This is a genomic window from Kribbella sp. NBC_01484, from assembly GCF_036227145.1.
Taxonomy (GTDB): Bacteria; Actinomycetota; Actinomycetes; order Propionibacteriales; family Kribbellaceae; genus Kribbella.
Genome location: NZ_CP109437.1, coordinates 5,751,346 through 5,766,070 on the forward strand (window position 1 = coordinate 5,751,346; position 14,725 = coordinate 5,766,070).

14 protein-coding genes are annotated in these 14,725 nt (G+C 68.4%); 12 read left to right on the forward strand and 2 right to left on the reverse strand.

Annotation, left to right across the window (positions count from 1 at the left end; all coding sequences use genetic code 11):
• The first annotated feature begins 66 nt into the window (after nucleotides 1-66).
• The 8 genes from OG555_RS28220 to OG555_RS28255 are packed head-to-tail and all read left to right on the forward strand — an operon-like array spanning nucleotide 67 to nucleotide 9,277.
• Nucleotides 67-1,953 (forward strand): glycoside hydrolase family 127 protein, encoded by a 1,887-nt coding sequence (locus OG555_RS28220; RefSeq protein ID WP_329475567.1) that lies wholly within the window; start codon nucleotides 67-69, stop codon nucleotides 1,951-1,953.
• Between the two features lie 10 nt (nucleotides 1,954-1,963).
• Nucleotides 1,964-3,658 carry an ABC transporter substrate-binding protein gene (locus OG555_RS28225; RefSeq protein ID WP_329475568.1) on the forward strand — a complete coding sequence of 565 codons (1,695 nt, stop codon included), beginning with the start codon at nucleotides 1,964-1,966 and terminating at the stop codon, nucleotides 3,656-3,658.
• A 3-nt stretch (nucleotides 3,659-3,661) separates the two neighbouring features.
• Nucleotides 3,662-4,630 (forward strand): ABC transporter permease, encoded by a 969-nt coding sequence (locus OG555_RS28230; RefSeq protein ID WP_329475569.1) that lies wholly within the window; start codon nucleotides 3,662-3,664, stop codon nucleotides 4,628-4,630.
• Nucleotides 4,627-5,610, forward strand: a complete 984-nt coding sequence (locus OG555_RS28235; RefSeq protein WP_329475570.1) for an ABC transporter permease — start codon at nucleotides 4,627-4,629, stop codon at nucleotides 5,608-5,610. The genes OG555_RS28230 and OG555_RS28235 overlap by 4 nt, the downstream gene beginning before the upstream one ends.
• The gene (locus tag OG555_RS28240; protein ID WP_329475571.1) at nucleotides 5,607-6,413 is read left to right on the forward strand and encodes an ABC transporter ATP-binding protein; all 807 of its coding nucleotides are present in this window, start codon (nucleotides 5,607-5,609) and stop codon (nucleotides 6,411-6,413) included. The genes OG555_RS28235 and OG555_RS28240 overlap by 4 nt, the downstream gene beginning before the upstream one ends.
• A complete protein-coding gene (locus OG555_RS28245) occupies nucleotides 6,410-7,234 on the forward strand; it encodes an ATP-binding cassette domain-containing protein (protein ID WP_329475572.1) in 825 nt (274 codons plus the stop codon). Before OG555_RS28240 ends, OG555_RS28245 begins: the two co-directional genes overlap by 4 nt.
• Nucleotides 7,231-8,508 (forward strand): alpha/beta fold hydrolase, encoded by a 1,278-nt coding sequence (locus tag OG555_RS28250; RefSeq protein WP_329475573.1) that lies wholly within the window; start codon nucleotides 7,231-7,233, stop codon nucleotides 8,506-8,508. Before OG555_RS28245 ends, OG555_RS28250 begins: the two co-directional genes overlap by 4 nt.
• A 52-nt stretch (nucleotides 8,509-8,560) precedes the next feature.
• Nucleotides 8,561-9,277 (forward strand): GntR family transcriptional regulator, encoded by a 717-nt coding sequence (locus OG555_RS28255; protein WP_329475574.1) that lies wholly within the window; start codon nucleotides 8,561-8,563, stop codon nucleotides 9,275-9,277.
• Here OG555_RS28255 and OG555_RS28260 read toward each other — a convergent pair.
• Complete coding sequence (locus OG555_RS28260; protein ID WP_329475575.1) at nucleotides 9,265-9,858, reverse strand: TetR/AcrR family transcriptional regulator; 594 nt, start codon at nucleotides 9,856-9,858, stop codon at nucleotides 9,265-9,267. The two genes, OG555_RS28255 and OG555_RS28260, sit on opposite strands and share 13 nt — an antisense overlap.
• A 79-nt stretch (nucleotides 9,859-9,937) precedes the next feature.
• On the opposite strand from OG555_RS28260, the gene OG555_RS28265 reads away from it, so the two are divergent.
• Complete coding sequence (locus tag OG555_RS28265) at nucleotides 9,938-10,393, forward strand: ester cyclase (RefSeq protein WP_329475576.1); 456 nt, start codon at nucleotides 9,938-9,940, stop codon at nucleotides 10,391-10,393.
• Here the strand turns inward: OG555_RS28265 and OG555_RS28270 are convergent.
• Nucleotides 10,383-11,360, reverse strand: coding sequence for a carbohydrate kinase family protein (locus OG555_RS28270; RefSeq protein ID WP_329475577.1), 978 nt, complete (start codon nucleotides 11,358-11,360; stop codon nucleotides 10,383-10,385). The two genes, OG555_RS28265 and OG555_RS28270, sit on opposite strands and share 11 nt — an antisense overlap.
• A 111-nt stretch (nucleotides 11,361-11,471) precedes the next feature.
• Between OG555_RS28270 and OG555_RS28275 the strand changes: the two genes are divergently transcribed.
• The 3 genes from OG555_RS28275 to OG555_RS28285 are packed head-to-tail and all read left to right on the forward strand — an operon-like array spanning nucleotide 11,472 to nucleotide 14,325.
• Nucleotides 11,472-12,089 carry an O-methyltransferase gene (locus tag OG555_RS28275; protein ID WP_329475578.1) on the forward strand — a complete coding sequence of 206 codons (618 nt, stop codon included), beginning with the start codon at nucleotides 11,472-11,474 and terminating at the stop codon, nucleotides 12,087-12,089.
• Nucleotides 12,086-12,739, forward strand: a complete 654-nt coding sequence (locus OG555_RS28280; RefSeq protein WP_405065666.1) for an ABC transporter ATP-binding protein — start codon at nucleotides 12,086-12,088, stop codon at nucleotides 12,737-12,739. The genes OG555_RS28275 and OG555_RS28280 overlap by 4 nt, the downstream gene beginning before the upstream one ends.
• Nucleotides 12,736-14,325, forward strand: coding sequence for a DUF6297 family protein (locus OG555_RS28285; protein WP_329475580.1), 1,590 nt, complete (start codon nucleotides 12,736-12,738; stop codon nucleotides 14,323-14,325). The genes OG555_RS28280 and OG555_RS28285 overlap by 4 nt, the downstream gene beginning before the upstream one ends.
• The last annotated feature ends 400 nt before the right edge of the window (nucleotides 14,326-14,725 follow it).

Consider the following 14,725-nt stretch of genomic DNA (forward strand, 5'->3'; position numbering starts at 1 on the left):
CGCTTGGCAAGGCGTGGGGGAGCACCTTAGGGTCAGTGCAATGTCACACGGTACTGGAGTGCACGGATGAGTGGAGCGGTGCGGACGAGCGTCGGAGCGGTGGTTCCGGTGGGGGAGGTGGAGCTGACCGGAGGGCTGTTGCGTGCCTGGCAGCAGCGCAATCGGGTGGCGACGATCCCGCACTCGATCGGCGAACTGCCGAAGGCCGGCAACCTGGAGAACCTGCGCCGGCTGGCGGATCCTTCGGTCGGGCCGTACCGCGGGCGGTACCCGTTCCTCGACACGGATCTGTACAAGACGCTCGAAGGGCTCGCGTACGAGGTCGGCCGGGAGGATGCGCCGGCCAGGGCACGGGAGTTCTTCGACGAGGTCGTCGGACTGCTCGAGCAGGCGCAGGCCGGGGACGGCTACCTGAACTCGTACTTCCAGGACCCGGATCAGCCCAAACAGCCGTGGTCGGACCTCGGCTGGGGGCATGAGCTCTACAACCTCGGCCACCTGATCCAGGCTGCCGTCGCGGCGAACCGCCGGCTGGACGACAGTCGATTGTTGACAATCGCCTGCCGCTTCGCGGATCTCGTCGTCCGGAAGTTCGGGGTGGACGGCGAGGAGGTCGTCGACGGGCATCCCGAGGTGGAGATGGCGCTGGTCGAGCTTTATCGAGAAACCGGGAATGCGGACTATCTGACGCAGGCACGGCTGTTCGTCGATCGCCGTGGGCAGGGGAAGCTGAAGCACACGATCTTCCCGGCCGAGTACTTCCAGGACAACGCGCCGTTCCGGGAGCTGCCGTCCGTCACCGGGCACGCCGTACGGATGGCGTATCTCGCGGCCGGGGCCGCGGACGTGCACCTGGAGACCGGCGATCCGACGCTGCTGAAGGCGTTGGAGCGGCTGTGGGACGACATGGTCGCGACGAAGCTCTACCTCACCGGTGGACTGGGAAGTCGACACTCGGACGAGGCGATCGGCGACCGGTACGAGTTGCCGTCCGAGCGCGCGTACGCCGAGACGTGTGCGGCGATCGCGGTGATGCAGTGGGCGTGGCGGATGTTCCTTGCCACCGGCAAATCGTCGTACGTCGATGTGTTCGAGACGGTGCTCTACAACGCTTATGCTGTTGGGCTTTCGGCCGATGGAACGGCGTTCTTCTACGACAATCCGTTGCAGCGGCGGCCGGATCACGAGCAACGCTCGGGCGCCGAGGCCGGTGGCGATCCGCTGCGCCGTCCGTGGTTCGGCTGCCCGTGCTGCCCGCCGAACATCATCCGCTGGATGTCCGAACTCCAGGACCACGTCGCCGCCGTCCGCGACGACACCCTCTACGTCGGCCTGTACGCCGACGCCCGCATCACCACCGCCGACCTAGCCGTGACCGTCACCACCGACTACCCGTGGGACGGGGAGGTGACGATCACCGTCAACCACGCGCCGGAGGACGAGCGCGCGATCGCCTTGCGGATGCCGTCGTGGGCCGCCGACGCCAAGCTCACCGCACCCGGTGGGGTGGAGGGTCCGGTCGTGGCGACCGACGGGTGGGTTGTGGTGCGGCGGCGGTTTGTTGCCGGCGACATCGTTCGGCTGCACCTGCCGATGCGTCCGCGGGCGCACGGATCGCATCCGTATCTGGACGCGACTCGCGATGCCATTGCTGTTGCTCGGGGCCCGCTTGTCTATTGCGTTGAGCAACAGGATGTCGACGCGTCCGTGGACGACCTGTTGCTGGCGCCAACGGCAGTTGCGGCGGCGACAGCGCGCCGGCAGGACGACGGCGTCGTGCTCGAGCTGACCGCGGGTGTCGCACCGACGCCGGCAGCAGAGCTGTATCCGGTGATCACAGATCAACAGACCCAGACCGCCATCAGCGAGGTACCGGCGACTTTCGTCCCGTACTTCCTCTGGGGGAACCGTCAGGCCCTGGCCATGCGTGTATGGCTGCGCGCCGCGAACTGAAAGTAGGCAAATGAAGAGAACGACCATGCTGGTGGGGCTCGTGGCGTCCGGTGCGCTGGCGCTGAGCGCCTGCGGCGGCGGCACGACCGGGGCCAAGGGCGAGTCGGGCGGACCCGGCGGCAAGGCGGCACAGGGCGGCACGCTGCAGGTGCTCCAGAACGCGGCTTACTCCCACCTCGATCCGGCCCGCGGCTTCGACGGCGGTGTCAACAACTTCTACCGGCTGATCTACCGGACGCTCACGACGCAGGGCGCCGCGCCGGGTGCCGAGGGCACCAAGATCGTCCCCGACCTGGCGACCGACACCGGCAAGCCGTCCGACGGCGGGAAGACCTGGACGTTCACGCTGAAGGACGGCCTGTTCTTCGAGACCGGTGCGCCGATCACGAGCGCGGACGTGAAGTGGGGCGTGTCCCGGGCCTGGGATCCCGAGATCGGCATCGGCTCGCCGTACGCGAAGCAGTTGATCGAGGCGCCGGCGTCGTACCAGGGCCCGTACAAATCGGGTGACCTGTCGACAATCGCCACGCCGGATGCGAAGACGATTGTGTTCCACCTGAAGAAGCCGTACGCCGACTTCGGCAGCGTCGTCGCGCAGAACACCTTCACCCCGGTGCCGAAGGGCCAGGGCGCTGGCAACCAGCTGGACAGCAAACCGATCTCGTCCGGCCCGTACAAGGTGTCCGAGTACAAGCCCGGCGCTTCGCTCAAGCTGGTCCGCAACGACAAGTGGGACAAGAAGAGCGACGAGGTCCGGACGGCGAACCCGGACGCGTTCCAATGGACGTTCGGGCTCGACGGCGCGACCATCGACGAGCGGATGATCGCCGGCCAGGGCGCCGATGCCGACGCGATCGCGGGCACGGTCCAGGCCGCCTCCGTGGCCCGGATCCAGACCCCGCAGCTCAAGCAGCGCACGATGACCGGCCTCGGCGGCTGTACGACCTACATGGGCCTGAACACGACGAAGAAGCCGCTGAACGACGTCAAGGTCCGGCAGGCGATCAACCTCGCGGTGAACAAGCAGACCGTGCGGGACGCGGACGGCGGGTCGGCGCTCGCCGACATCGGGACCAGCATCCAGCCGCCGACGGTGGCCGGCCGGGTGGACTACGACCCGTACCCGAGCCCGGACCACAAGGGTGACGTCGAGGCGGCCCGCAAGCTGCTCACCGAGGCCGGTCTGGCAGGCGGCTTCACGATGACCCTCGACACCCGGGCGCAACCGAAGATGCAGGCGATGGCGGTCGCGATCCAGCAGGCGCTGGAGCCGCTGAAGATCACCGTGAAGATCAACACCATCGACACCGCGACGTACTACGAGGTGATCGGGACGACGTCGCAGCAGCACGACGCCGCGATCACCGGCTGGTGCCCGGACTGGCCCTCCGGTGCGACCTTCCTGCCGCCGCTGTTCGACGGCCGCAACATCACCACCAAGGGCAACTCGAACCTGGCCCAGCTGAACGACCCGGGCGTGAACGCGAAGATCGACGAGATCGCCAAGCTGACCGACGTCACCGCGGCGAACGCGGCGTACGGCGACCTCGACAAGCAGATCATGGAACTCGCGCCGGTCGTCCCACTGCTGTACGAGAAGGTGCTGATGCTGGTCGGCAGCAACATCGCCGGCGCGTACCTGCACGACGGGTTCTCCGGTGGGATCGACCTGGTCTCGGTCGGCCTCGCGGACGCCGGGAAGTAGCCGATGACGACGACCATCGGGGGGACTAGCACAGCACTGGTCGAGGAAGTGGTGGGGACCCCGGTCGCGGCCGGCGGTCCCCCGACCTCGACCCGGCGGATCCTCACCATGCTGGCCCGGGACAAGGGCGCCGTACTGTGCGTGATGTTCCTGGCGATCGTGGTCCTGATGGCGGTGGCCGCGCCGCTGATCACCAAGCTCAGCGGCTGGGGGCCGTACGAGTTCGACTCGGCGGCGATCAACTCCGCGCTGGGCGGCGTACCGAACGGCGCGCTCGGCGGGATCAGCCGGGAGCACTGGTTCGGCGTCGAGCCGCAGAACGGCCGCGACCTGTTCGCCCGGATCGTGTACGGCGCGCGGGTGTCGATCACGATCTCGCTGTCGGCGACGCTGCTGACCGGGATCCTCGGTGTCGTCCTCGGCATGCTGGCCGGGTTCTACCGCGGCTGGGTCGACCAGGTGATCTCGCGGTTGATGGACTTCCTGATGGCGTTCCCGGCGCTGATCTTCATGATCGCGATCCTGTCCTCGCTGCCGGCCGGCAATCGCCCGGTCCTGCTGGTCGTGGTGATCAGCGCGTTCGGCTGGCCGTACCTGGCCCGGGTGATCCGCGGTCAGACGATGACGCTGGCGAACCGGGAGTTCGTCGAGGCGGCGCGGGCGTCCGGGGCGAAGGACGTGCAGGTCGTGTTCCGGGAGATCCTGCCGAACCTGCGGGGCTCGATCATCGTGATGACGACGCTGGCGATCCCGGGCTACATCGGTACCGAGGCCGGGCTGTCGTTCCTCGGCGTCGGCGTTTCGCCGCCGACCGCGTCCTGGGGCCAGATGATCGCAAGCTCGGTCAGTTGGTACTCGGTGGACCCGATGTTCTTCGCGATCCCGGGCGCCTTCCTGTTCCTCACCGTGCTGTCCCTGACAGTCCTGGGCGACAAGATCCGCTCGGTGATCGACCAGGGGGAGGCAGCGTGACGCGCTATGTGCTCGGTCGGCTTGGTGGGGTCGTCGTGATCTTGCTGGCCGTTTGCCTGTTCACCTATCTGATCTTCTTCAAGCTGTCGCCGGATCCCGCGGTGATGATCTGCGGCAAGACCTGTACGCCGGACCGGATCAACTCGATCCGTGACGTGCTGGGGCTGAACCAGCCGATCTTCACCCAGTTCTGGGAGTTCCTCCGGGGCATCTTCGCCGGGCGCGACTACGGCTCGGTGCACTGCCCGGCGCCGTGTCTGGGGTACAGCTTCCAGACCAACGAGTCGGTGTGGAGCATGATCACCACCCGGCTTCCGGTCAGCGTGACGGTTGCGGTCGGCGCCGCCGTACTGTGGCTGCTCGCCGGTGTGATCGGCGGTCTGGTCAGCGCGATCAAGCAAGGAACGTGGTGGGACCGTACGGCGATGGCACTTGCCCTCGGTGGCGTGAGCGTGCCGAACTACGTCCTCGCGCTCGTGCTGCAGTACGTCCTGGTCGTGAAGCTGCAGGTGTTGCCGTTCCCGTCGGCGCCGGCGTTCGCGGACGACCCCGTGCTGTGGTTCGAGTCGTACCTGATGCCGTGGACCGTGCTGGCCGTCGGCTACGCCTGTCTGTACGCGCGGTTGACCCGGAGCAACGTGATCGACACGTTGTCGGAGAACTACTTCCGGACCGCGCGGGCCAAGGGACTGAGTCGCCCGCTGATCCTGCGCCGGCACGCACTGCGACCGGCGTTGACCCCGATCACCACGATCTTCGGGATGGACTTCGCCGGCCTGCTCGGCGGCGCGCTGATCACCGAGACCGTGTTCGGGCTGAACGGGATCGGCAAGATGGCCGCCGACTCGATCGCGAAGAACGACCAGCCGGTGATCATGGCGGTCACCTTGCTAGCCGCATTCTTCGTTGTCATCGGCAACGTCGTGGTGGACCTTGTCTACACCGCGCTGGATCCACGAGTGAGGGTGACATCGGCATGACGGACGAGTTGTTCGTGGTGGAAGACCTGACCGTCACATTGCCGACCAGTCGTGGGCCGGTGGATGTGGTGAAGAACGTGTCGTTCACCGTCGGCCGGGACGACACGCTCGGGATCGTCGGCGAGTCCGGGTCGGGCAAGTCGATGACGGCTCTCGCCGTACTCGGGCTGCTGCCACGCGGTGCGGAAACGAAAGGGAGCATCCGGCTGGATGGCTCCGAGTTGCTCGGGCGGTCGGAGCGGGAGCTGCAGTCGGTGCGCGGGAACGCGATCTCGATGGTGTTCCAGGATCCGTTGTCGTCGCTGAATCCCTACTACACCGTGGGTTTACAGATCGAGGAGATGTACCGGGCACACCGTGGTGGGTCGCGGCGCGCGGCCCGGCAGGTGGCGATCGACGCGCTGGACCAGGTCGGGATCCCCGATCCGGGCCGGCGGCTCGACCACTATCCGCATCAGTTCTCCGGTGGCCAGCGGCAACGAGTCATGATCGCGATGGCGCTGTGCTGCTCGCCGGCCCTGCTGATCGCGGACGAGCCGACGACCGCGCTCGATGTCACCGTCCAGGCGCAGATCCTGGAGCTGATGGCTGAGCTGCAGTCGACCACCGGGACCGGGATGGTCTTCATCACGCATGACCTGGCGGTGATCAGCTCGATCGCTCAACGGGTGCTGGTGATGTGCGCGGGTGAGCCGGTCGAGTACGGCACGGCCGAGCAGGTGTTCTCGGATCCTCGGCACGAGTACACGCGCACGCTGCTGGACGCCGTACCGCGAATCGATGACGAGGTGGTGGCGTCGTGACGTTGCTGAAGGTGCGTGGGGTGACGAAGCAGTTCGTCACCCGCGGCGAAGGCGCGATGGCCCGGAAGTCCACGTTCACCGCGGTCGACGACGTCAGCTTCGAGGTGGAGCTGGGTGAGACGCTGGCGATCGTGGGGGAGTCGGGCAGCGGGAAGTCGACCACTGCGCGGATCGCCGCGCGGTTGCTGGAGCCGACGAGCGGGTCGGTCGAGTTCGACGGGCAGGACGTGACCCGGGCGACCGGGAACGAGTTGGCGTCGTTCCGGAACAACGTGCAGGTGGTGTTCCAGGATCCGTTCTCGTCGCTGAACCCGCGGTACACGGTCGAGCGGATCGTCACCGCGCCCCTGACCTATCAGGGGATCACGCCGGCCGGTGGGCGGCGGGCGTTCGCGCAGGAGCTGATGGCACGGGTCGGGCTGAACCCGGACCACTGCCAGCGGTATCCGGCGCAGTTCTCCGGTGGGCAGGCGCAGCGGATCGGCATCGCCCGGGCCCTCGCGGTGAACCCGAAGCTGGTGATCTGCGACGAGGCGGTGTCCGCGCTCGACGTGTCGATCCAGGCGCAGGTGCTGGAGCTGTTGATGCGATTGCAGCGGGAGAGCGGGTTCAGCTACATCTTCATCGCGCACGACCTGGCCGTGGTCCGGCAGATCTCGCAGCGGGTCGCGGTGATGAACCAGGGCAGAATCGTGGAGCTGGGGTCACGCGACCAGGTGTTCGGGGATCCCCAGGACGATTACACGAAGGCGCTGCTGGCGGCAGTGCCGCGGATCAATCCGGAGTGGGATGCCCGGCGCCGGGCGAAGGAGGCTTCATGACCAGCTACACGATTCCTGGAATGCATGTGCGGGAGCACACCGTCGAGGTGCCGCTGGACTGGTCCAATCCCGCAGAGACGATCACGGTCTTCGCCCGGGAACTCGTCGACCCGGTGCGCAAGGACGAGGACCTGCCGTGTCTGCTCTTCCTGCAGGGCGGTCCGGGCGGGAAGGCACCGCGGCCGCCGGGGCGGACGGGATGGATCGACCAGGCGCTGAAGAACTACCGCGTGATCCTGCTCGACCAGCGGGGGACAGGTCGCAGTACGCCGGCCTCCGGGCAGCGGATGGCCGCGATGTCCGCCGAGGAAGGTGCTGACTACCTTGCCTGCTTCCGGGCGGACTCGATCGTCGCCGATGCCGAGCACCTCCGTACGACGGTCTTCGGCGGCCGCAAGTGGTCGACGCTGGGCCAGAGCTACGGCGGGTTCCTCACGCTCACCTATTTGTCGAAGGCTCCGGACGGACTGACGGCCTGCTACGTGACCGGCGGGTTGGCCTCGATCGATCCGTCAGCGGCCGAGGTGTATCGGCGGACGTATCCGCGGGTGGCGGCGAAGAACCGTGAGTTCTACCAGCGCTATCCCCACAACGTGGAGCGGGTCGGCCGGATCGCGGACCGGCTGGCGGATTCCGACGTACGGCTGCCGGATGGTGATCGGCTGACGGTACGGCGGTTCCAGTCGCTCGGGATCGACTTCGGGATGAAGCCCGGGTACGAGCGGATCCACTGGCTGCTCGACGAGGCCTTCGACGGGGATTCGTTGTCGGACACGTTCCTCGGTCAGGCGATGGCGTTGTCGTCGTACAGCTCGAACCCGTTGTTCGCGGCGCTGCAGGAGAGCATCTACGGATCCGGCGAGGGCGCCACGGGCTGGGCGGCCGAGGCGGAGCGGAAACTGCGGCCGGAGTTCGCCGAGGAGGCGCGGCCGCTGCTGTTCACCGGCGAGATGATGTACCCCTGGATGTTCGACGAGATCCGGGGACTGCGGCCGTTCCAGGGTGCCGTCGAGGTGCTGGCCGGCCGGCCGCGGTGGTCGGAGCTGTACGACCTCGAGCGGCTCGCGGCGAACGACGTACCGGTGGCCGCCGCGGTCTACTACGACGACATGTACGTCGACTCCGGGCTGCAGCTGGACACCGCGAGCCGGGTCGGCAACCTCCAGGCGTGGGTGACGAACGAGTACGAGCACGACGGGCTCGGCGTGGAGCGGGTGTTCGCCCGGCTGACCGAGCTGGTGCGAGCCGTCGGGGGTGGCGTACCCGCGAGTTGAGGGGTGGAGTGCATCACAATGGGCGGCGAGCGGTGACCAGGGAGGTGAACGGATGGTTCAGGGGATTTCGGCGGCTCATCGCGCCGTAGACGGCTCGACCGGGCCGCTGCCGAGCGTGCGGCGGCTGAAGCAGCGGGAGAACCTGCGCGACAGCGTGGCCAACGCGCTGCGGGCGGCGGTGATCTCCGGCGAACTGGAGCCGGGGCAGGTGTACTCCGCGCCGATGCTGGGCGCGCGGTTCGGGGTGTCCGCGACGCCGGTGCGGGAGGCGATGCTCGACCTGGTCCGCGAGGGCCTGGTGATCTCGCTGCGGAACAAGGGCTTCCGGGTCACCGAGGTGTCCGACGCGGACCTGGACGACCTGGCCTCGCTGCGGCAGCTGGTCGAGCCGCCGACGATCCGGGTCGTCGTACCGGCGATTCCCGCCGCGGACTTCCCGCGGCTGCGTGCGCTGGCGGAGGACATCGTGGTGGCGGCGGAGGCGGGTGACCTGATCGCGTACATCGAGGCGGATCGGGTCTTCCACGTCACGCTGCTCACGTACTCCGGCAACCAGAGGCTGGTCGACCTGGTGTCGGACCTGCGGTCGCAGACGCGGCTGCTCGGGCTCACGCCGCTGGTCGAGAGCGGGCGGCTGGGACAGTCGGCGGCCGAGCACCACGAGCTGATGGACCTGGTCGAGGCGCGCGACGGCGACGGCGCCGAGCAGTTGATGCGCCGCCACATCGGCCACGTGCGGGGCCTGTGGGCAGGGTCTCAAAGCAGCTGACGCTGGAGCGAGTCGGCGACGAACTGCTCGAACTCCGCCGGCGTCCAGCCCGACTCGTCGACCAGTTCCTGGTAGACACCGGGCGCGGCCAGCGCGCGGTAGACGGCCTGCGCCTGCTTCAGTGGGATGCGTAGTTCGGTCTCGAGTGACGCGATGATCGCGTCCATCACCTCGTTGCGGCCTTGGAGCTTGGAGCGCAGCAACGCCTTGGTCTCGGCGCTTTCGTCGGTGGCGGCCTCGAAGATCAGCACGACGTCGAAGCCCGCCGAGTACAGGTTCGTCAGCCAGGCCGCGGCGCCGTGCAGCCGCTCGACCGGGTCCTCGATCGCCAGCACCTGCTGCGCCCGCTCGACCGCCCCGGCCTCGGTCAACCACAGGTCGCAGATCAGCGACAGGATCTCCCGCTTGGTGCCGAAGGCCGAGTAGACGGTCCGGGTGGCCACGCCGGCGTCCTTCGCGATCGCGTCGATGCTGGTCGCGCCGTACCCCTGCGCGGCGAAGAGCCGGCGGCCGGCCTGCGCGATCCGGATCCGGGTCTCCTCGGCCTGGACCTGGCGATAGGACTTGACAGCCTCGGGCATGTGGGCACACTATCACTGTGTTCAGTGCAGTGACACTGCATCGAGTGCACTGCTAATGCACTATCTGAGGGGGATGGACATGGCTACTTCCGAGGCGCTGGCCGGTACGACGAACGCTGGGCCGCTCGCGGTGCTGGAGCGGATCCTGCACGAGGGGTTCGCGACCGGGGACGACGGCATCGTGGACGAGGTGTGCGCGCCGGACCTGGTGGAGCATCAGTTCGGGCTGTCGGGGACCGGTGAGCAAGCACGTGAGCAGGTGAAGGCGGCGATCCGGGACGTGCACTCGATGATGCCGGACATCGTCTACACGCTGGAGGACTCGGTCGTCGTCGGCGATCTGGTCTGGGCGCGCGGACGAGCACGCGGCACCGCGACGGGCGGATTCTTCGGGCCGCCCAGCAACGCGCCGATCGACATCGCCATCTTCGAGCTGGCGCGCGTCGTCGACGGTCGCATCGTCGAGCACTGGGGCTGCCCGGACCGATTTGCCCTGCTCGCCCAGACGGGTGGGCTCGCTCGGCTTACTTCGTAAGCGCTCCGGCGGCGGTTGCGGCGGCGGGGGAGCCGTAGGTGGCGGTCAGGCGGTCCAGGAAGGTGGGGTGGTCGAGCGTGTACTCCTGGGTGCCGACCGTCTCCAGGACCGTGGTCGCCAGCGTGCAGCCGAGGTGGGCGGACGCCTCGTGGTCGAGGCCGGCCGCGCGGCCGGTCAGGTAGCCGGCCCGGAAGGCGTCGCCGCCGCCGGTCGGGTCCACGAGACCCGGCGCCGGGACGGCCGGAACCTTGGCCAGGATCCCGCTGGTGTCCTCGATCACGACGCCGTCGCCGCCGTGGGTGGTGACCCGGACGCCCACGCGCTCCAGGATCTCGCCGTGGCTCCAGCCGGTCTTCTGCACCATCAGGCCGGCTTCGTACTCGTTGCTGAACAGGTACGCCGCCCCGTCGATGAGCCGGCGGATATCGGCGCCGTCCATCCGCGCCATCTGCTGCGACGGGTCCGCCGCCACCGCGATGCCGTGCTGCTTGGCCAGTTCGGTGTGCTTGAGCATGCCGTCGGGGTCGTCCGCACCGATCAGCACCAGGTCGATCCCGCCGGACTTCGCGTGGATCGCGCCCAGGTCGAGCTCCCGCGCCTGCGCCATCGCGCCGGTGTAGAACGAGGCGATCTGGTTCGCGTCGAGGTCCGTAGTACAGGTGAACCGGGCGGTGTGTACGTTCTCACAGACGCGCACGTGCGACACGTCCACGCCGGCGGTCGTCAGCGCCGCGCCGTACCCGGCGAAGTCGGCACCGACCGAACCGACCAGCAGCGACGGCTGCCCGAGCTGGGCCATCCCGTAGCAGATGTTCGCCGCGACGCCGCCGCGGTGGACGACCAGCTCGTCGACCAGGAACGACAGGGAGACCTTGTGCATCTGTTCCTCGAGGAACTGGTCCTTGAACCGGCCCGGGAACGTCATCAGGATGTCGGTCGCGATCGATCCGGCGACGGCGATGCGCATACGGGGTGCTCCCTCAGGTGGGGTGGGTGTGCGACGTGCGGACAACCCATAGAGACTACAGGCGACCGATCTAATACATGGAGGGCGGAATTCATGGGCCATCAGGTACCTGTGACCGAGGAACTGCACGACTACATGGTCGCGCACGGGATGCCGCTGGACGAGATCGCGACCGAGCTGGTGGCCGAGACCGAGGCGCTCGGCGGCCCCGCGCGGATGCTGACCACGCCCGACCAGGCCGCGCTCCTGACCACGCTGACGCGGCTGATCTCGGCCCGCCGGGCGGTCGAGATCGGGACCTTCACCGGCTTCTCCGCGCTGGCCATCTCGCGCGGTCTGCCGGCGGACGGCGAGCTGATCTGCCTGGACGTGGACGAGGACTGGACGTCGATCGGCCGTAAGTACTGGGAGCGGGCCGGCGTGGCGGACAAGATCGACCTGCGCATCGGTGACGCGCACGAGTCGGTCACCAAGCTGGACGGCGAGTTCGACCTGGCCTTCGTGGACGCCGACAAGGACTGGTACATCCAGTACTTCGAGGCCGTGCTGCCGCGGGTCCGGGCGAACGGGTTGCTGCTGTTCGACAACACGCTGGCCGGTGGCCGGGTGGCCGACGCGGACGGCCCGGCGGACCGCAAGGAGTTCAACGCGCACATCGCCAAGGACGACCGGGTCGACGTGGTCATGCTCGGCATCGGCGACGGACTCACCCTGGTCCGCAAGAAGTGAGCAAGGCGGGGAGTAGGGCCGCGGCGCGACTGGCAGTGACGGATCTGCAGCACAAGTACGGCGACCGGCCGGTGATCGAGGGACTCACGTTCACCCTGTCCGCGGGCCAGGCGATCGCGCTGGTCGGTCCGAACGGCGCGGGCAAGACGACCGTGCTCAAGTGCATCGTCGGCTCGGCCGAGCCCGCGGCCGGCAAGATCCTGCTCGACGGCCTGCCGATCGACGAGCGAGCCGAGACGGTACGGCGTGATGTCGCCACACTGCTCGACGACCTGGACTTCTTCCCGGACCTGACCGCGGCCGAACACCTGGACCTGCTCGCCCGCGCGCACGGCAACCCGGAGCCGGAAGACCTGGTCGACACGCTCCTCGACGACATCGGCCTGCTCCCCGCCGCCGACCAACTGCCCGGCTCGTTGTCCTCCGGTCAGCGCCGCCGCCTCGCCCTGGCGACGGCGCTGGTCCGCCCCCGGAAGCTGATGGTCCTCGACGAGCCCGAGGCGCGCCTCGACACCAACGGCGTCCAGTGGCTGTCGGACCGCCTGATCGAGGAGAAGAAGTCCGGCACCTCGATCCTGTTCGCCAGCCACGACCCGGCCCTGGTGGAGGCCGTCGCCGACTCCGTCGTCACCCTCACCCCGCTGCCATGAGCTCAGCAGAAGGCCCGGTCGTCTTCGACCCGAACGACTTCGGGGCGATCCCGACGTCCCGCGCACTGCGCCAATGGATGCGCACCACCCGGCGGCGGCACGCGGACCGGTCGTTCTGGCAGGTGTTCGAGGACGCCTACCTGGTCATCTTCACCCTGGCCATGCTCGGCGCGACCGGCGGCAACGTGGTTCACCACCTCAACTCCAACGCCGCCAGCTGCCGGTCGTTCACCTGTGGTGAGTTGTCGCACTGGACGCCGTGGATCGTGGTGCCGTTGCTCCTGGCAACCACGCTCCGGGTGCTGCTGAGCGTGGGTCCCGTCTCCGCGTCGCAGGCGACCGGCTTCTGGCTGCTTGCCACTCCGGTGAATCGGGCGTCCTTGTTGCGGCCGACGTACCGGCTGGTGATGGGCGTGGTGGCGGTGGTCGGTTTCGTTGCCTCGGCGATCATCTGGGCGCTGCTAGGATCGAGGTTCGCCGACGTGACCGAGGTGTCGGCGTTGATGGCGGCCCTGCTCGTCTGCATCGGGACGGTGACGGTCTGGGCGCAGCAGACAGCCCAGCGGTCGCGCTGGGCGCTGCGGATCGCGGATCTTCTGCTGATTGCTGCGGTGGTTCCGGCGGTGGCGCTCGCGCTGCAACCTCGCTCCCAACAGGACACCTTCGAGAACCTCGTCGTCGTTTCGAGCTTCACCGGCTCCAGCTCTCCCCCGATCAGCGGCGACTGGACGTCGTCCGGGCCGGCGCTGTTGCTCGGCTCGCCTCAGACCTGGCTGCTGGTGATCTGTGCGGTCGCGCTGGTGCTGTGTGTGGCGCTCGTCGTCGTCACCTCGCAGACGCTCGACAAGCTCAGTCGAACGAGTGTGATCGCGGGCGGGGAGTTGCTGGCCGGTCTCGCCGGAGCGGCGAGCAGTCTGGATATCAGCATGCTGGCCGACGTGGTGTCCGGTCGGCACTGGCGGTTGAAGGGGCGGGTGCATTCGCGGCGCGGCCGTGGGTCGCGAGGGTCGGCTCTGATACATCGGGAGTTCTTGCGGATCCTCAGGTGGCCGCGGCGACTCGTGATCGGCTTCGCGCTGCTCGTCGTACCGTATGCGGTTTCCGGCGCGGGCTTCGACGTACTCGTGCCTGTCGCTGCGGGGTTTGCCGGGTTTGTCGCCGTACGGCCGTTGATGGACGGGCTGCGGTCGGTGTGCCGGTCGACCGGGTTGGTGCGCGCGCTGGGGATGGACCTGCGCGATCTCCGCGTCATCATGGCGGTGGTCCCGGCCGGCTTCGCGGCGCTGTGGTCGCTGCTGGCGTCGCCGGCGATCGGGAATGGGCCGGCCACTTTCGCGGTTGCGGCCGGCATGCTCGCCGGCGCCGTACGTCAGGCCTCTGCCCGGCCCCCGTCGTACTCGGGACCTCTGGTCGCCTCGCCCATGGGCGCCATCCCGCCGGGACTGTTCTCCCAACCGATGCGCGGCTTCGACCTGCTGCTGGTCTGCCTGGCCCCGGTCCTCCTGGGAATCAGCTCCACCTGGGTCCTGATCATCCCCTCGATCGTGCTCATGATCATGTTCGCCGTACGCCCCAAAACCGAGTAACCCTCACCCGCTTACTGCACCCAGTTGGTTGGGTGCGCCCAGGACCTCTCCCGGGTCCCCACCTCGCTATCCCACTGGTCCACAGCCGCCCATCGAGTCGTGGTGTATGGCTGCGCAGCGAAACCTCGAGTCGCGGATTGTGGTTGTGAACTGCTTGGTGTCCGCAGCCCTGTTCCACGACTCGACGAAGGGGGCGCGGCGCTTCGCGGCGGCGCGCGCGAACGGGTGTCGCGGGCTGGTGTGGTTGGCGGCGGGTGGGGCTTGGCGTGTAGCCGGGGTGGGGTCCGGGAAGACGGGTGAGTGGCTCGAGGGATCGGCTGCGGGGCGGCTGTTGGTGTGGGTGGGGCGGGCTGGGGTGGGTGGTTCGGGGCGGCGTGTCAGGGGTGGTGTCAGGGGGGTG